This window comes from Pseudomonas sp. LBUM1662, assembly GCF_059695915.1.
Genome location: NZ_CP166793.1, coordinates 725,230 through 745,165, shown reverse-complemented (window position 1 = coordinate 745,165; position 19,936 = coordinate 725,230). Strand labels below are relative to the sequence as shown.

Here is a 19,936-nt window from a genome sequence, read left to right as displayed (position 1 = left end):
GGATTTCGCCGTGCGCTGGCTCAGGATTGCCATAGGTTTCACTGTCACGCTGCTGACCTTGCTCTGCATGCTTCCGGCCCAGGCCGCGCAAGGCAGTGGCTGGGCGGTATTGCTTGACGAACAGGGCGACCTGCAGCTGAGCGACATCCGCTCCGCTCGCTACACCAATCAATTCAGCCCCATCGAACTCGACCGCCTCACCGCGGCCGAGCCCGAAGGTGCGTTGTGGCTGCGTTTCAGGCTGGCGCCCGGCAAGCACGAGCAATTGCTGCGAGTGTTCGCCCCCGACCTGTCGCGTCTCAACCTGTATGTGCTCGACGGCGACACGCTGATCGATCAATTGAACACCGGCACCGGGCAGCCCCAGAATGACCGTCCCCTGCCTAGCAGCGATTTCATGTTACCGCTGCCGCAAAGCGACAAACCCCTCGACGTCTACCTGCGGCTGGTGTCCGAACACCAGTTGCGGCCGTATATCACCCTGCAATCGGCGATCATGACCGCGGCCAATCAGAACCAGATGCTGATTTACGGCCTGCTGTTTGGTTGCCTCGGCATGCTGATCCTGCACAACCTCGTCCGCTATGCCTACACCCGCTCGCGCAGCAGCGTCTGGCTGGCTGGATGCGAAGCCTTGCTGATGCTCAGCTTGTTGCTGTTGCTGAATCTGGCAGGACCATGGCTACCCAACTGGCACGCGGTGCAGACGCCCGGCGCTTATCTCGCCTTGTTGCTGACGGCGCCCTGCGGCCTGATGTTCGCCTATCGTTTCTTCGCCCCGCTCGGGTCGCACCCACTGAACAAGCTGTTGCTGGGGGACATCCTGTTCATCGTGGTCTGTGGCTTGCTGCTGTTGTTCGTCAACACGCTGCCGCTGAACATCATCACCTACGCCCTGGTCGCACTGGCGGGCCTGAGCATGTTGTTTGTCGGTGCCTATCACTGGCAAAAGGGTTATCGCCCGGCACGGCTGTTTGTGGCGGCGATGGTGGTGTTCAACATCGGTACCCTCATCATGTTGCCGGCGCTGTTGGGGCTGACCCTGGTCGCGCCTCAAGGCTTGATCATGACGCTGCTGGCGTTCATCTGCATCAGCGGCCTGTTGATGAGCATTGCGCTGGGCGAACGTCAGCGCAGCATCACCGAAGACCGTTTCAGCGTCAGCCGCGACCTGGCAGCCAGCAACGCCGAGATCAACGCCAAGGCCGAGTTCCTGGCGAAGATCAGCCACGAAATCCGCACCCCGATGAACGGCGTGCTGGGCATGACCGAACTGCTGCTGGGCACACCGTTGTCGGTCAAGCAGCGTGACTATGTACAAACCATCCACAGCGCCGGCAACGAGCTGCTGACCCTGATCAACGAGATTCTCGACATCTCCAAGCTCGAATCCGGGCAGATCGAACTGGACGATGTGCAGTTTGATCTCAACGCCTTGATCGAAGACTGCCTGAGCATCTTCCGCGCCAAGGCCGAACAGCAGAACGTCGAGCTGATCAGCTTCATCCAGCCGCAAGTGCCGCGCGTCATCAGCGGTGACCCGACGCGTCTGCGCCAGACCTTGCTGAGCCTGCTGGAAAACGCCCTGAAGAAAACCGACGAGGGCGAGATCCTGATCGTCGTCGCCCTCGACGAACGCAGCGCCAAACCGCGTCTGCGCATCGCCGTGCAGGACAGCGGCGTGCCGATGGAGGCCGAAGAACGCGAAGCACTGATGCACGCCGAGCTGCACAGCAAACACTTTCTCTCGGCGACCAGCCTGGGCGGCAACCTGGGGCTGGTGATTGCTCGTCAGCTGATCCGTTTGATGCAAGGGGAATTCGGCATCAAGAGCGGCGCCAATCAGGGCAGCACCTTGTGGCTGACCCTGCCGCTGGATCCTGATCGGCTTGAGCACCCGACTTCCGACCTCGACGGGCCGCTTCAAGGTGCACGGGTGCTGGTGGTGGACGATAACGACACCTGCCGCAAAGTGCTGGTGCAGCAGTGCAGCGCCTGGGGCCTGAACGTCAGCGCCGTGCCGTCCGGCAAGGAGGCACTGGCGTTGCTGCGCACCAAGGCTCACCTGCGCGACTATTTCGACGTGGTCCTGCTCGACCAGAACATGCCCGGCATGACCGGTATGCAACTGGCGGCCAAGATCAAGGAAGACCCGAGCCTGAACCACGACATTCTGTTGATCATGCTGACCGGCATCAGCAACGCGCCGAGCAAGATCATCGCGCGCAATTCCGGGATCAAGCGCATCCTCGCCAAACCGGTGGCCGGCTACACCCTCAAGACCACCCTGGCGGACGAACTGAACCAGCGCAACAAAGGCCCGGCCGTCTCGCCACACCTGCCCACCGGTCCGACGCTTCCGGTCAAGGTCCCGAGTGATTTCCGCATCCTGGTGGCCGAAGACAACAACATCTCGACCAAGGTGATTCGCGGCATGCTCGGTAAGCTTAACCTGCAACCGGACACCGCCAGCAATGGCGAAGAAGCCTTGCAGGCAATGAAAGCCCAGCGTTATGACCTGGTGTTGATGGACTGTGAAATGCCGATCCTTGATGGTTTCTCTGCCACCCAGCAGTTACGTGCCTGGGAAGTCGGCAACCAGCGGATTCGCACCCCGGTGGTGGCATTGACCGCACACATCCTTGCCGAGCACAAAGAACGCGCGCGCCAGGCCGGCATGGACGGGCACATGGCCAAACCGGTCGAGCTGTCGCAGTTGCGAGATTTGATCGAGCATTGGGTTGCACAACGCGACCAGCAGAATCGGGCGACGGCTCAGACCTCCTGAGCAGTCTTGTGTGATTCGATCAGGCCCGGAGCGTCGTCAGTCAGGCGCAACATCACCACCTGGCCTTCACGCTTTTCCCTGATCTTGAGGGCAACAGCCTCACGCGCAGGACCGTAGAGGACTTCGGACAGATTGGCCCGGGCGTAACGCATGCTGACAACGTCGGGCACATCCTCGGACCGATACAACTGCGCCAAAGGATTGGGGCTGATCTCCAGAGGCGTCTTGAACTCCAGGTACACGCTAGTGATGGAGGTCGGCGTTCTCGCCAGAATCACCAACAGATGCACAACTTTGGATGGCGCTGTCATTTCGGTCGATTGATCGGCGGACGCTTTTTGCATGTGACTGCGCAGCACGCTCATCGCAGGTTCAGTGCCTGACACGTTTGCCACCCGTGCCAATGTTGCGGCAACCAGTCGCCCTTCGTCTGAAGCGCCCTTTGCCATCGCGGCGGTAACCCATTCGATCGCAGATTCGCCGCTGTGTCGGGTGATAAGCCTTTCCTCTCGGGCCTTTGTATTGCGCAGCCAGAAATCATCCAAAACGCTTACATAGGTGTTGTACCAGTCAGCCGCCGGGTCTTTTTCAACCTGTTTATTGGCAACCAGTTGCGCCAGGAACACCGAGTCGACCAAGTCATCATGAGCTGCCAACCCATCAGGTTCAGGAACAATCACGATGGCAGCCCCCACAACCGACACTGAATAATTGTCACTCATATCGTTCCCTCGTTAATAAAAAAGGGCAGCCGATATTCGACTGCCCTGACTCATTCAATTAGATGTCGTAGTCAACAATCTTGCCGGCATGAGCGATAAGTTTATTCGCAATAAGTTCACGGGTAGCTTTGGCGACCAGATCATTTTTTTCAAACACCGCCTCACCGCGATACAGTTTCACATCACGAGTATCCACATCCACAAACAGCACTTTGGTCGAGGTGTTCCTGCGTAAAAACCGCACCGCACCCAGGGCCATCGTGGCGACGCCATTGTTTTCGGTGCACGCACCGGCCGCGATCCCGCCAACACCATGCGTCAACAGGTTTCGCTCATAAACGGTCAGTGCCGTATCGCGCTTTTGCAGGGCGGAAATCGCATCCCCCGCCACTTTCAGCATCAGTGCAGTCGTCGGACCAGGCAGCGCGATGCCCGCGACCACCGAACCCAGAATCTCCAGCACCAGTTTGTCCATGCGAACACTGGTCCCGCTGACATTCAAGTCGTTGTAGTAAAGGCTGGTAGTCGACCAGCCCGCATCGCTCATGACTTTCTTAAATAGCGCATACCACTCTTTGCCCTGGTAGTCCTGAGGAAATGCCTTGTTCGCTACAAGGGTCGCATACAGATAGGCATTCTGCGCATCCGACCGGTTTTCACCACTGAGGCCACTGCTGAAGGACAACACGCCTTCGCCCACAATAGAGCCTTTCGACGGCTCTTCAATGGCTTCACCCACCAAAGACATACTACGAGTACGAATAGTCAACACATCATCAATTTCATACGCCTGCAAACTTTTAAGGCAGGCAGAAATATAACGCTCACTAACAACTTGATTATTCACAATTGATTCCCTTCTAAAATATAAGCAAGCCCCTCATGAACTTGCGATGAAAACAATAACCAAAAAATCCAACACGAACAAATACAAACATGTAACACCATGTCAAACTAACAAACCAACTAAACACCGCGCTATTAGTTCAGGACAACAGCAACAATGACAAAAACAATAAAGTCTTTGAATCCGGATACCCACACGCAATTGATCGACTGATAGACTCCGCCTCACTCCTCTCTTGCTGCGAGCCGACGCCATGCTCCACGTGTTATTCAGCGTTTACCTGAAGATGCTAGTGCTCTACAGCCCGTTCTTCGTGTTGTCTTGCTTCATCAGCCTGACCCGCGGCTATTCGCGCAAGGAGCAACGGCGCCTGGCCTGGAAAGTGGCCACCGCCACGCTGGTGTCCAGTGTTTTGCTGTACCTGTTCGGGCGAGTGATTTTCAGTGTCTTCGGCATCACCGTGGACGCGTTCCGCATCGGTGCAGGCAGCGTGTTGTTTATCTCGGCGCTGGGCATGGCACAAGGCAAGTCGGCGGTGCAGACCGATAATGTGCAGCAGGACGTGACCATCGTTCCGCTGACCATTCCATTGACGGTCGGCCCCGGCACCATCGGTGCCTTGCTGGTGATGGGCGTGAGCCAACCGCATTGGGACGACAAACTCACGGCCATTCTCAGTATTGCCCTGGCCAGTTTTACGGTTGGCGTCGTCCTTTATCTGTCCAACCGCATCGAACGGATTCTGGGTGACCAGGGCCTGCAGATTGTCAGCCGATTGATGGGATTATTTGTGTGCGCGCTGGCGGCACAGATTATCTTCACGGGCGTGAAAGGTTATCTGGTGCCGTAGTCGGCCTGGGCACACGTGCTCTAGATAGCCGGCTCTGCGATCGCCCCGACCTGATAATTCGACATCAGCTCCGTTAACGTTGCACTGCCGGCAACGCCCTTTTGTCTCAGCAACTCGGTCACTATTTGCGAAACCGCACACGATCGATAGCCATTGAGCGTAAGGAACACATCACCACGCAGCGCGACATCCGCTGAGTAAACGCCACGAAAGATCAGGCTGTGCCCGCTGTCCAGGCCGTTCATCACCAAATGTTCGTCGACCAGGCTGACCCATAACTGATCCATGACTGAGGCGTCCAGAATCAGTTTCCCCGGAATCAAGGGCGGGCGCTCAAGCGGATAACGACAATCGACGATGACCGATTCGAGTTTCATCCAGGCCGCTCGGGTCAACCAGCTGGTCGTTGCCCCTTGACCCATTTTGAGCACCAGGATGCTGACATCATCGGCAATCAACGGCAGAAGGTCGTTGGCAGTCGTCGGTCCCTCGACCACCAGCACTTCGGCATTTCGCTGGACATAGTCGAGCGGCCCGACCGAGCTTTGCTGCGGATAGGTGTGCAACAGACCATCCTCGCTTTCGTGCAGCATCACATTGGTCTGATTCCGGGTGCCCACCAGCGTGTATTGCGCCGTAATGGCGTCTTTCGGAATCCGGATCAATCGCCCGGTCCGGACCACATACCATTGAAGGTTGTCAGGGTCTTTGACGGACAGGAAATCGGCGCATCGATGTTCGTTCGCCAGCGCCGCCAGCCCCTCACTCAAGGGGCCTTCCAGTGTCGTGACCCAGCGGCTGTCCACACCCGTAATCCGCACCGGTTCGTTGTACTGTAAATCCACTTCGATACCATCGAGCGTCGTCGCCCTCAGGCCCGCGCCCTCCGCCTTCATGTCGGCAAAGACCCAGGGCGCCCATTCCTGCACCAGGGCGGGCAATGCCTCTGCTTGCAAAAGCCTGGTGCCCTGGCCGAATGCAGCGTTCAAGTGTTTCGTCTCGATAAAGCGCTGACTGAAAATCTTCCCCGTAGAAAGATCGAATAACCAGGCGGCCTGATGGTCTGGAACGTTACTCAGCAGCCGCACTTCTTTGCCATGGCCAAGATCGGCGAGCAACAGCCGATCCTCCAGGTACCAGGCGCACAAACCTGCGTCACCCTTGAAGTTGGTCAACCCAAGGAGGGCAAGACTCGACACCGGATATTGCGTCGACACCGCCGGCAGGTCGGACCACCACCGGGTTCGATCCTTGAACCAGGTTTCGGTCAGTCCGCCCAGGCGCAGAGACCCGTCCGGCGTCATATTGAAGAACAGGCCGGAACCGGTCAGGGCGAGATGCCCTTGCTCAACGGCGACAATATTTTTCAGTCCTGCGGGAGCAATGTCTCTGGAAGACCATTGCACGCGCCCCTCGACCATCGACCTTTGCTGTCGCACAAGGCTGTTAATGTCCTTGTCATAAGTCACGAACACCTCGCCCTCGGCACCGGAGGGCGCGATCAGTAACAGGGTCTTCAAGGCCTTGATCGAATCCTTCCATCCCCGCGCATGGTGACGCCGGGCAGCCGCACGGATGATCAACCCGTCAACATCGCGGACCCAGACCAGATCGCGGGACTGGTCTTCGAACTGCCAACAGATCGAAACCAGCGCACCGGGGCGCCAGTCCACGGTATCGATGGACGCTGCCGGCAACACATAGTTGCCCAGCACCTGCTTCCAGTCCGTGAGCGTGTCGACCTGTAAAACGGCCTGCAATGCCGGATCGTGACCGCGGGTGATTGAGCCAAGCAACGCTGCCCCGTCATGGATCAAATAGGTCAGCTCATCGTGTGGGCCTTCCTTTGCCGTGGACTGCTGCACGATCTGAATACCGCCATTGTCCACGGCCTCGCAGCGGGCAATGGACAAGCCCTCTTTGACCAGCAAACGATAGCGCTGAACCAGCGTGCCGGTGATCGCGTCGACCTGCCAGACATCGAAACCGTCGGGGTGATAGAGATAGGCCGATCCGTCGAGTACGGCGCCCAGCACGGCCTCATCGGCCAACAAGACATCGGGGTCGCGGATATACAGAAAACAATCCTGAGCCGAGTCGTAATACGCGGCCACTGTCCTTGGTTCGTCCGGCTTTTCAAACGGCACCACAAAGTTGTGAACGGGGGTGTAAGGCATCGCCAGTCGATGTTCGCGGGCCAATGACTTGAAGTGATCCAGCAACGCTTGCTCCCCGAGCGCCGGATCGGCCACTGCTTCGGCCACCTCCAACTTCAGCGCAACAAGATCCACGCGCATGACTGTGTTCCCCGCAAGCTTGAGCAACACCTCGTGAACGCCGCTGCCGCTGAACTTCACACCCAACTTATCCGAAACGAGGTGCCCCTCAGGGGCTACCAGAATGTCTGACTCCACCAGCCAGGGAGCCTGCAGCACCCAGCGCATGGCTATGTGACCGGGCGCATGGAGTTCAACGTTCACCCCGGGATTGAGCAGCACGGAACAGTGGGCACCGGCCCCTTCTATCCGGTAGGAAATCAGGCCGTGCCATGACTTCGGCAGAGCCGGTACGACCAGCGAGCGTAAGATGTTGTCGAGACGCACGTTGAACACCGTGGGTTTGTAGACAGGGTTCAGCCGGTTGACCACGTACTCGCCGGGAAACGAGTAGAACGAAAACAGAAACTGCCATTGTCCCTGTTCATTCTTTTTCTCCAGCCGACGTGCCGTATCGAAGCCGTCGGCATGACGGAACGTGACAAACGGCAGCAGCTTGTATTCATAGCCGTACCAGGTTTTGGGTGTGCCGGGCAAAACGATCGCTTGCCCAAGCTGGGGCGAGAAAGAGGCCGAATCGGACAACCCAAGGCCCACACGGATATCGATGGCGCGGTTGTAATCCACATCGAAATCCGGAACCCCTAAATGGTCGCGAAGCGGGAACAGTTTCGGGCTGTCAAAACGGACCGTCGAGGCGCGCAGATCAAGGTCGGCGAAGACCATCAGGGGATGCGCAATCCAGGCATTCGACGCCTTGTCCAGATGATAGCCACCCTGTCGATAAGCCTTTTCCAGCCCCTCAAAAAACAGCGCAACCTCTTTGGCTTCCTCGGCAATGGTGGCAAACCCTTCGGCCAGCGCAGCAACGCCCACCGCCAGCCCACCCAAAATCACCCCGACTCCGCCCAACACCGCCGCCACAGTCCCCGCGCCCGCCAATGCCGCACCCAGCCCGGCGGCACCCAACACGACGCTTGCGGAGTCGAACGCCAGCTGCGTCCCGAACTGCGCCTTCTCAATGTCATTGGAGGCACGGCTCAACTGGTAAATATCAAACCCGACATTCACCATCCCCAACACCGTACCGACGCCTTCATTGGCCACGTGCCCCAACGCCTTTTGCACAAGCGGAGCACTGGTGCGGGCGATCAGCTTTTCATCGTCCAGAGCCTGACGCACCAATGTCACCACGCCAATCACATCCACTGCATTGCCGTGGACCAGCTGGGCGTAGTTGACGTAGGCATGCAAGCGAATGGCCGTGGTCAGGGCCTTGTCACCACCGCTGGCCGCACTTTCGTGATGTCGCAGCGCATTCATCAAGGCTTGCACGGTGAAACCGGCATTGAGCGTATGGACGCTGCCGGCGTCCGTGGGATCAAGCGAGCCGAGCGTTTCATGCGGTTGCGCTGCCAACGCATGGAAGGTGTCCGAGAGGTAGTTCTTGATCCTCAGGAATCGAGGATCATCGGTGGTGACGCGCACAAGGGTCTGCGCGGGATCGGTATCGACCAGACTGATTTTGTACTCGCCTGCCGGGGTGATCTCCAGTGTCTCGAACAACGCAACCGCGCCCGACGACAGCCCGTGCTGTTTCTGCAACTGCCGTGTCGCCTGCGCGATCTGCCCACCCCACCAATGGGCGTCCAGTTCCAGCAATGAACTGCCCAGGGCTGCATTGTTGACCAACGATTGCCCTCGCGCGCTGGCGAGCCGCTGTCTTGTCCGAGGCGCCTGATCAGGCAGGCTGCCCGAATCGGACAGACTCGACACCCGGACACCCGATGACAGTACCTTTGCATTGAGTCGAGCGGCGTCGAGTTCAATCAAATCAAAGGTCGGACGAGTGGGCTCGCCGTAAGCGGCGTAAGGCGCTGCCATTTCTTGACTAACGAAAAAGTGGGTCAACGCTGCGCTGAGCGCTTGAGCAGTATCGAACTCGAAAACGCCAAAATTCGGATCATAAAAATGATAGGTACTGCGCTCGCCGGCGAAACTTTTAGCCAGCAGCATCGAGTGGTTATCCGAGTTGAGCATCAACGTGCCGCTGCCGGCTTTCCTTTCAAGCGCCGTGATTACCTGTGCCAGATCGGAGCGCACCACCGGCCCGCCGAGTTCACGCACATCGACATCACGAAGCTCTTCAAGCGTACTGACGAATGCATTCGAATCGCGGGTCTCGGGTTCAATGACCGCCAGGTAAAACCGCTCACGAAGAATGTTGCCCGCCTCGTGCCCCTTGCTGATCGCCGCCGCCATGGCCAATGCCAACGGGTAGCAACGCCCGGCGATCCGGTCACCGGCGCCCATCAGCAACAAGTCCTGTGGAACCAGTTTGAAGCTGCCTTGATCGAAGCTTTCCAACACTTCGGTCATGCGCTCGCTGATGCGGTCGCGGAATTCGAGTTTTGCCACCTGCTGAATCCGGGCGACCTGGCGCCCCCATTGCAGCATGGTCAGTGATTGCTCCAGTGCCTGCTTCTTCAGCTCGATGCTGGTCTCGGACAACGCGACGGCGGGAGTCGAGGCACTGGCCAGACCGGTAACGAAGTTTGGGTGATTTTCTTTGAACAGCTCCCGTTCAATGGCCCCGTAACGGTGTGACACGCCCAGTTCAGATACGCTGTTGGCAAGGTTCTCCAGGCGTGCGCGGACCTGATCAAAGCTGCGTTGATCCATGGCTCGCGTCCCCAGTATCGAGCCGATCAGCAAGCGTTGCCGGGGGTCAAGCTGCTCAACCTGCAAAGTCCCGCGACCCATGCGATGAAGCAACTCATCCAGAGGTAAATTCCCGGTGGCCGGCTCACCGACCAACGACGGCGGTAGCGCGATCTCCTGCGCAAGGATGGATTGACGTTCGTCAAAACCCAGCGGCAATGGCTTGTCGAACTTCACTTCACCCGCGGTCCGCCGACTCATCGCTCGCCAAAAGGGCTCGCCAAGGTGTTGCGCCAGGAATTGCAGCAACTCGGTCGATAACACATGTCGACCTTCGATGACTGGCCAGCCTTGGTCGAATTGGATCGTCTGGCTCTTTAACAACTGATCCACTTTACCCACGTAACGCGCCTTGAATTGCCCGGCCTCCCAACGTTTTTTTTCGTTCTTGAGCCATTCGACGGTGTCGCTTTCGTTTTCTTTCCAGGAGTGATCCTGCTCCTCCTCGGTGTCCCGGTTCACCGTAACGGTGGCGTCAATAGCCACCTCCGCTCGCCAGGCAACCGCGGCACGAGGAGTGAGGTGCAGTTTTGCGTAATCCGCGAGCGCATCACGCATCGCGGCGGGCCCGGTCAGATAGATGGTGACTTCGCTTTGGGGGCTGATGCCGTCACTGTAGTAAGTCGCTGCGGCTTCAATCAAAAAAGTGAGGGCGAGTTCTTCCTCCGGCGAAAGTACATCCAGCGGGCCAAACTTTCTCTCAACCACCTCCCGCGCAAAACCACTCATGGTCTCGGTATCGATCAAGGCGATCTGGTTCTCGATGGCCAAGCGGGCTGTGGCATCGACAATCTCATAGTTGAGTTTGAAGCGATCAATCACGGCGCTCAACATTGCCGATCCGGGATGAGCCATGAGAAACGCATTACTCAGGCTGCTCCGCTCGGCAACCGCTCGCAGTCCATCCGGACGAACAAGGCGTTCTGCGGGCACGCGAAAGACACTGTTCAACGGCGGGCGAGTTTTAGCGAAACGCTCCAGCGCCGGGCGATGTTCTTCAGGGATGCGCTCAAAATAGTCTGTGTACTTGCTTCTTGATGCCTCACGGCCCGGCATCCATTCCGGGTTTTTATGCAGCAACAACTGCACGATGCCAAGGCGCGCATCGGCGCCCAATTGACTGATATCCACATCACCCAGCTTCTCCAGAAGCGGTGGCAGGTTATCGACATCCGCATAGCTTCCGCCTTCGGCCATCAAGGCCTCAATGCGCACCACATCGGAGGCCGCGGCAAAGTTGCCGCGCAGACTGATTTCCCGTTGGTAAATGGCCTGCATGTGCAACGGTGTTTCATTCGCTGCAAGATCACGCAGTTCCACGCCGGCCTCACCCATGGCCGAGAGACTCTGGCGATTCTTTTCCCGCAACGCTTTCAGGGTCGCTTCATGCTGGCCATACCCGCGAACCAGAAGATCAATTCGTGCGTCATCCGCTTTGATACCGCGCTCTACCGCGTTGCTGATATGGGCGAACATTTGCTGTTTGAGAACAATGGCCCGCTCCTCATATTTGCCAACAAGATCAAGATACGATTTGCTGCCACGCCCGCCATTAACCATCGCATCGGCCTTGGCGGCCTCGACAATGATCCGGTTGGTCTCATAGGCCAGCAAAGCGTCGCTGTCGTACCAGAGTTTGACGGCATAGCCCGGCCCGGCCAGCACCTTGTTCCAGACATTGATGTAGTCGCGCTGGATAGTGCCGAGGCCACCGCCAAGCCAGACGAAGTGTAGATTTTTCGGCACCTCGATGGCCGCGGCACTCAGCTGTTCAACGCTGCTGGACAGGCGTTCCTGAAAGCCTTCGACCCTGTTGCGGATCTCGGCCAGCCCTGGAACAACGTCGCCTGGCTGTGCAGGTGGCCGCTCCATTCCCGCGGCACGTCGACGCCGGCGCCCGGGTTCAGAAAAAGACCCGAGGGCTTCGCGCAGCAAACCCAACGGAGCAAGCATTCTCGGAAAATCGAGTACCGCGATACACGCGAAGTAATAGCGAAATACCGCGTCGTATTCGTCCGTTCCTTTATGTTCCTGTAACGCCTGTTCAAGATCGGACAATTTAAACAGATCAATAAAATCGACGTAGCCGTGCACATGACGAGCGGCTTGCTCACCCATAAAGATACTTCCCTGTAAAAATAAAAAACGACAGGCCGTTATAAAAGCGGCCCCAAGAGGAGGCCGCAAAACACTCACGAAAATGGCGTGTCGCGTATTAACAAGTGTATTTACCCGATGGCCGCACTCGGTTTGTTCAGACCGAGTTCAACTTCTCGAGGAGCACCTTGAGTTCAAGGCTGCTTTCGCCCTGATCGAACAGGGTTTTCCACAGCTCATGGACGCCGACTTCAAGCGTGCCGCCAAGGACTTGCACACTCAGTTTCAGCGACTGGGTCAATGCCTGGTCCTCAGATTGGGCCGAACGGAATACCAGACTGCTGCCGTTGTCCGGATCGGTGAACAGCAGGTGCGTATCCGCCCTGTCGACACGCCAGTCATCCTGCGCTCCGGTTGCCAGAATCAGGCGCGTGGGCTTTGCGTCAACGTCAGGCCAGTCAGTGCAATCAACCACAATGCAATCGAAGTGCTGCCAGGCAGAGTCCGATACGTGATAAATCGACCCCGTGGCGGCGCCTCCCAGAATCACTGTGCTGACACCGTCGGGCACCAGGGCCAGAAGGTCTTTCACCTCTCCCGCCACCTCCAGTGTCATGACGTCCCCCTCACGGCTGGCCTTGTTGGCCGCAACCCACAGCACCTCTTTGGTATTGCGGCTGAAGATCAAGCCGTCCACAGGATCAAACAACAGTGGAACACTCCCTTGCTGGGTGCCGAGGAAATTCGCCCATTGCCCGTCAGCCCTGCCGGAAACATCAAATACGCGATTGAGTTCAGGCACGTAATAAGCGTAACGGTTGGTCCAGACCCCGATTGGCAGGTAAGGCGCGTGAGCCTGACCGGACACCAGATTTTTCAGGCGTTCTGTCAGCGCTTCCGTCGACTCCATGGGACGAGAGGACCAGACGTTCTCGACACTGACGATCCGGGCCGGTTCGCCTTCAATCAATTCAAGATTGACCCCGTCACGAGTACGGCCACGCAAACCCGTGCCATAGGGCAGGACCTCCGAAAATGCCCAGGGGCCCCACACTTTTTCCGGTCGTGGGAGCGCATCGGCATTGATCAACCGCCTGCCGCTGCCAAACGCGCGCCTCAACTGATCCGGTTCGATGAACGCCTGACGGTAGAGGTGGCCGGTGCTCAGGCCGAGTAACCAGGCGTGCTTGCCATCACGCGTGACGGACAGCAGACGGCAACCCTTTTCAACCGCAATATTCGCTATCAACAGTTTGTTGCTCAGGTAACGCGCGAAGACAGGCAACTGGCCGGTGATGTCCGACAGCCCGGAGAGCGAAATCAGCGAAACCGCATACGCCTTGCCAAGGGTTTCCAGATCGCTCATCCACATCGGATGAGCATCCAGCCACTCTCCCGTTACGCCGTTAAGGAAAAAGCTCGCGTCCTGGCGAACGTCAAACATCAATCCGGACTCGTTGACGACCAGATACCCGCCGTCGCTGATCCTGAGCACGACGCTGCCAGGTATCGGAACCCGTTGCGCCTCATTGCCGGTAAAGGGCTGGTGATAGAGGTGTTGACTGAGCGCATCGTGAAAAAGAAACGCTGTAGCGTCCGGATCGTTCGGTGGTAGCAGGCTCAATTGATGTTGCGCCGCAGCGGTTTCGCTGACGGGCAGGTGCGGCGTCAACACCTGGTGGCTCTGACCGTTGATCCATCTTGGCAGCGACGGCTTCTCGAGGTCGCCTGACGTGACCGTAACAAAGGACGCAGGTTTCCAGGACGCTTGCCCTTCGGAGCCGTCGACATCAGCAATGGCCGGCCTATCGAACTGCTGTAAGAGGGCAACGACATCTTTCAACGTATCAAAATAGTCAGGAGGTTCGCTCGACACCGATACCAATGTGATTTCCAGGCCGTGAATCAGATAAACCACCAGGTAACGCTGGGTCTTGCTCAGGCGCACCCGTTGGGTCACTTGAACGACGCCGGCCCCCCGATCCTGGCAGCCGATGATCTGTGCCTCTTCACTTCCCCGATTGACAACGTTGTAGCGCCAGGTGGTCAAACCCGTGATGGCGTTGACTCGCCAGATCAGGGATTGGTCCGGGTGATAGAAATAAGCGTGATCTTCCTGCACCGCGGCCAGTTGCAGTTTGTCGCTGACGGAGCCCAGGAATTGACGGCCATAGACGAACCGTTCTTTTGCCACTTCATACCAACCCACGGTGTATTGCGGCTTTTGCGGATTACCAAAAGGCAGCAAAAACTTGCCCGCAGGTATCAGAGCATTGCCTATGCGCTGTTGCTGGTGAAGCACTTTCAAACGGTCAAGCTCAGCCTGCGAGTAACGTCCGTCGACCGCCTGAAGTGATGCCAGATTCAGTTGCCGGTGTTCACGGTCAACGCGGTAGGTTTCGAGATTTTTCGTTCGAACGTACACCTCGGTGCCGGCATCGATGCTCAGCTCGATACCGTCGATGTTCAATCCCGCGTCGCCGACACTGACTTGTTGTGGGGTGATCCAGTCGGCGATCAACACCCAGCTCACCGCCTCGTCACCAGGGCGTGCACTGAGGTGGACCGCCACGAGTCCTGGCTTGAGTGCGAGAGAGTAAGCCCCCCTCATCGTGTCGATGCGGTAGGAAACCTTGCCCCTCATCTCTCGCGGTAATTCAGGAACGTACAGCGCCCGCGTTTCGTTTCCCACGCGCACGCTGATGATCGTGGGCTCATAAACAGGATTGAGTTTGTAGAGGATGTGCGGGAAAGGTCTGGCGTGGGTGAAGTAGAACCCTTCTTCCCTGGCCTCGAGATCCCGTAAAACGTCATAGTGTGGATACGTCTTGCGGGGCAGCAGGGCTAAGCTACCGACCCCACTCAAGAGCAGGTCGCTCCATTCAAAGACCGCCGGATCGGAACCCAGCTGGTACTCATAGCCGTAATAGCACGTTGGTGTACCCGGAAGCAGCAGGGCCGAATCTATCGGGACAGCCTTGAATCGACCATGAACGCGCGGGCCGGGAATCGCGACCTCTTTTGGTAGCCCCATGCTTTCGCGAACAATAATGGCGTTCTGTTTGTTGCCATCGGGCCGCGGGAGCCCTGAGCCGCCCAATGAGCGGAAGAGCCCCTGGCTACCGAACTCAATGACCCCTTCGCGAAGATCAAGCATCTGCACTACCGACTCGGGCATGATCGATACAACCCCTTCCTTGACCGAAAACGCCTGCGGGCTATACGCCGTTTTGAACCGGGTGAACAGTTCGGCCACTTTCTCGGCCTTGTCCATGATTTGTCCGAGATTGCCGGCAATCGCCGTGACGCCGATGCCGATACCCAGCAACGGCACCGACAAGAACCCTGCGACCGCACCCGCTGTCCCGCCGACCACCAGCGCCACGCCATCGAGCACAACCGCACTGACATCGAACAACAGCTGAGTGCCGAAGCGCGCTTTTTGTTCGTGGTTTTCTGCGTTGTAAAGTTCGTAAATGTCGAAACCGATATTGACCACGCCCAATGCCTGCCCCAACCCCGGGCCGGCGACACGCGTCAGCAGCCGCCCGCCCGCCGAAGCAGTCCTGACGGCGATCGCTCGCTCTGCGCTCACCAGCTGGCGAACCAGGTTAACCATTTGCAGTGTGTCGAGCGCGATACCGTGGGTTAACTGCGCGTAACCCAGGTAGCCATGAAGACGAACGGCGACGGCCAGATTCGACTCTGTTCCCGGCTGAGCATTGTGGTCGCGATTGCGAAGTTCGGTGATCAACGCCTGGAAACCAAACGCAAAACTCAGCCGGCTACCCTCGGAAACATCCGTCGGATCAACAGGTTTATGCCCATCGCCGGGGCCCGCCAGGTACTCGATACTCTTGTCCAGAAACGACTTGATCTGCTTGAGAAACGGCTCTTTGGTTGTCACCTTGCGGATTCGTTGCGTTTTGACGTCCATGAATGACAGTGCGTAGCCGTCATCCGCTTGAGCCTGCAGGGTGGCGAAGACGGGAACGTACTCACTCCCCAGCTCATTCGCCGCCCTCACCCGCTTTGTGACCTGATCCATCTTCGTCGCCCAGACGCTGGCATCCCTTTCGGACAGTCCTCTTCCCAACCGAGCGTTTTCGGAAAGCGCGCGCGTGCGCAATCGGGCGTGATGAGACCATGGAGCGATGCTTTTTCCTGAGCTCAAGGACTCATTGCCCAACAGCGCCGACACTGGCAGTTTCGACGTTAACTGCTTGCTGGCGAGGCGCTTGCCATCAAGCTCAATCACATTGAAGGGTGAGCGGTTCGTCGGCTCGATCGCATACTGTGTGGCCAGGTCGGTCGCGCTGAACAGCGTCTTCATGCCAAGCTTGAGGTCGTCGATCCGGTCAAAACCAAAGACACCAAAATTGGGGTCGTAGAAAGACCAGCTACTGTGTTCGGCTGTCCCCGTCCTGGCCACCATCATTGAATGGTTTTCGGTGTTGAGCATCAACGTGCACGGTGCGGTTTTAGCCGCCAACGTCTCGAAGATTCCGTCGAAACTCAACGCGCCGAGCTTGTCGCCGAAATCAGCCTGGGGGATGGCGCGCAAATCGTCGAGCGCCTGAAGAAATGCATGGGTATCACTTTCACTGGGCGAGAAATGCGCATTGGCCAATCGGCCGCTCAGTGCCTGTACGGCTTCGCGGTCCTGATGAGTCGCCGCCGCCATCAGCAGCGCCAGTGGGTAACATCGCCTGCCGGGGTCGCCATCGCCCCTGACCAGCAAACCCTGCGGCATCAACCTGGCCATTGACGCGCCCGCCTCCAGGAGTGTTTGTCGCACCGAGGCACTGCGCTGAAGAATGTAGGTGCGCAGCTCGTATTCCGTCTGGTGTCTGATGCGAGCCACGCTCTCGCCCCATTGGCGAAGCGTCAGCGGTTTATCGAATGACAGAATCTTGAGTACCTGAGCGCTGTCCCGGGAAGGTTCAAACGGCGCTTTGACAGCGGCAAACGCCGCTGCGAACTCGGGGCTTTTGTGCGCGAGCAACACCTGTTCGATAGCCATGTAACGCTCGGACAGACCGCGCTCAGACGTACTTTGCGCGAGCGCGCCAAGCTGCTGCCAGGCGGTGGCGAAACCGGCATTGTCCAGCGTTGGAGCGCCGAACAGGCCGCCGAGCACCACCCGATGTACAGGGCTCAACTGATCGAGCGGCAGAGACCCATGGCCGACGCGAACGATCATTTCATTCAGATTGCCAATCGGATCGAAACCAAGGGAAACCGGAAGTTCTGTAAGGGGCTGGTTCAGAATCCGTTGACGTTCATCGAAGTCCAGGGAAAAAGGTTTATCAAACTTCAACTCACCACTGAGCTTTTCGTTCATCGCACGGATGAAGGGTTCTCCCAACTCATCCATCAACCGCTGCAGGGTTCCAGTCAGCAAAACCGGTCGCCCCTCGATGATCGGCCAGCCCTTTTCGAAGCTCAGGGTTTGCCCTTTCAACAGCTCGGAAAAATTGCCCAGGTAGCGTGTTTTCAGTTTCCCTTCAGCCCAGTTTGCATGCTCCTTTTGCAACCATTCTTGCGGTGTTGCGTTGATCGTCCAGCCAGAAACCTTCTCTTCTTCGGTGTTCACGTTGTAGCCATCGGCCAATTTCAACCGCTCTCGAATCTCCTTAACGCCATCAGACAGCAGATGCTTCTCTACGTACTCCTCAAGCCCTGCAACAGCGGCACCAGGCCCGGTAAATTCAATGGTCCCTCGGGATTCATAGCGAATACCGTCACTGTAGTAAGCACGTATGGCATTCGCCAGTTTGGGTAGATACTCGCGGCGTGTGTGTGACAGCGCAGGCACCTCGGCAGTTTTTTCATTCACCATTGCCACGAGAACCTCTTGTACGACAGTGTTGTTGCTCCAATCCGTACCCGCCGTATTCAATCGAGATTCAAACGTTGCCAGAAAATCGTAGTTGAACCTGATCAACTCGATAATGGCCTGAATCGAGCCAGCGCCGGCATGCGCCACGATATGTGAATTCATTTCAGTATTGTTCTGAATCGCCATGCGAATACCGTCCATGGGCGTTTCACTATTTACCGGTACCGAGAATATGTCGTTAACACCCGGACGCTGCAGCGCAAACTCGGTTAGTGCTTTCCTGTGTTGTTCAGGAATAATCATCGTGCGGTCAGGGTATCGACCGGGGTCGCGGCCAGGCATCAACGACTCGTTGTGATTGAGCAGGAGTTGCAATACCCCAATCCGCGCACTTTCACTGAAGTACGTGATATCGACGCCGCCCAGTTGGTTCTTCAATTGCGGCAAGTAATCCACATCACTGTAGCGGCCGCCCTCCAGCGCTTCGACCTGCAGACGAACCACATCGCTGGCCGCCGCAAAGTTCCCTCGTCCTGCGACCTCGCGCTGATAGGCGTCCCATAAAAGATGCTCTTTGAACACCTCACGAACATCACGTAACCGCAGATGCTCATCCACCATGGCCAAGTGACTGTCCAGGCACTTTTGTCTGAACGCGATGAGGGTGCCCTCGTCCTTGCCGTAGGCGCGGACCATCAGGTCAATACGCGCCTCGTCCGCCTTGCCGGCCCAGCGTTCCTGGCGGAGATGGGCCGACATCTGCACCTTCAGCACCCGGGCCCGATGCTCGATCATTCGGGCCAGATCCACCGGTGTGGCGATTGTCGCTCCTCCCGACTCCATGGCATGCACCCTGGCACTTTCCAGAATCACTCGATTCATCTCGAACGCCAGCACTGCGTCACTGTCGTACCACAGGTTGAACGTATGGCCTTCCTTGACCATGACCTGCTTCCAGATGTTGATGTAGTCCCGCTGAATAGCGCCTACTGCGCTCCCGCCCACCCAAACGAAGTGCATTATTTTCGGCACTGGCGGTGCAACCGGATTCAGCATCCGAACCGTCTGGACGAGTCGGTTTGAATAGTTCTCGAGCCGCGCAGAGAGATCGGCCAACGCTGGCGATATCGGCGCGGTGCGCTTGGCAATCAGAGCGTCCAGCGTGTCTTTGAACAATAACAATGGCGCCATCAGTTCAGTCCATCGCTGATCCTTTACGCACGCTGCGTAATAGCCAATCAACGCGTCATATTCAGGCGCGGTGTGAAACGCTCTCGCGAGTACTTGAACATCATCAGACTGGAAATACTGAAGAAACGACTTACCCGCCAAGTTTGATACCTGAGATTGATTCATGACATCCATACCCTTATAACAATTATGAAATACACGCAGCCAGCAGCGTCGAGCACGATCCATCCGTCGACGTTTGCGCAGCTGAACTAACATTGAAAACCAGCGCTAAAGGCTCTGGCATTGATGGCATTACAAACAACCTGGACAGTTGCTCTAATATGACCTTTATCGAACACAAGACAAAACAAACACTACTTGAGCTACAACAGCAAAAAATACTAAGCGATAAAACTAACAACCTCAATCGAGCCGCCAACCAATTAAATAATTACACTTAAGCTGGACGAGCAAGTGTAACTATTATCTTTGACAGAAACGCTTGTTAACAAACTGCGCGCGGCCGCCAACCCAACGGCCTGCGTCGGTTGTTTCAGAACATGAGGAGCCGGATCTTGAATTGTCTGATGCGCCGGCAAGCACTTTCGACGCGGGTTCGG

At 57.4% G+C, this 19,936-nt stretch carries 6 protein-coding genes; 2 read left to right on the top strand and 4 right to left on the bottom strand.

The window, feature by feature from the left end; translation table 11 throughout:
* The first annotated feature begins 10 nt into the window (after positions 1-10).
* The gene (locus ACA049_RS03185; RefSeq protein WP_497333071.1) at positions 11-2,788 is read left to right on the top strand and encodes a hybrid sensor histidine kinase/response regulator; all 2,778 of its coding nucleotides are present in this window, start codon (positions 11-13) and stop codon (positions 2,786-2,788) included.
* Here ACA049_RS03185 and ACA049_RS03180 read toward each other — a convergent pair.
* Positions 2,776-3,510 (bottom strand): hypothetical protein, encoded by a 735-nt coding sequence (locus ACA049_RS03180; protein ID WP_497333069.1) that lies wholly within the window; start codon positions 3,508-3,510, stop codon positions 2,776-2,778. The two genes, ACA049_RS03185 and ACA049_RS03180, sit on opposite strands and share 13 nt — an antisense overlap.
* Before the next feature lie 58 nt (positions 3,511-3,568).
* Positions 3,569-4,357: a hypothetical protein gene (locus ACA049_RS03175; protein WP_497333067.1), complete on the bottom strand. Its 789-nt coding sequence runs from the start codon at positions 4,355-4,357 to the stop codon at positions 3,569-3,571.
* A gap of 253 nt (positions 4,358-4,610) precedes the next feature.
* Between ACA049_RS03175 and ACA049_RS03170 the strand changes: the two genes are divergently transcribed.
* Positions 4,611-5,207, top strand: a complete 597-nt coding sequence (locus ACA049_RS03170; RefSeq protein ID WP_007937197.1) for a MarC family protein — start codon at positions 4,611-4,613, stop codon at positions 5,205-5,207.
* Between the two features lie 20 nt (positions 5,208-5,227).
* On the opposite strand, the gene ACA049_RS03165 is transcribed toward ACA049_RS03170, so the two are convergent.
* Together ACA049_RS03165 and ACA049_RS03160 are read right to left on the bottom strand one after the other, a co-directional pair.
* Positions 5,228-12,322 (bottom strand): TcdA/TcdB pore-forming domain-containing protein, encoded by a 7,095-nt coding sequence (locus ACA049_RS03165; RefSeq protein ID WP_497333065.1) that lies wholly within the window; start codon positions 12,320-12,322, stop codon positions 5,228-5,230.
* 136 nt (positions 12,323-12,458) lie between these two features.
* Complete coding sequence (locus tag ACA049_RS03160; RefSeq protein WP_497333063.1) at positions 12,459-19,499, bottom strand: TcdA/TcdB pore-forming domain-containing protein; 7,041 nt, start codon at positions 19,497-19,499, stop codon at positions 12,459-12,461.
* Positions 19,500-19,936: the final 437 nt, after the last annotated feature.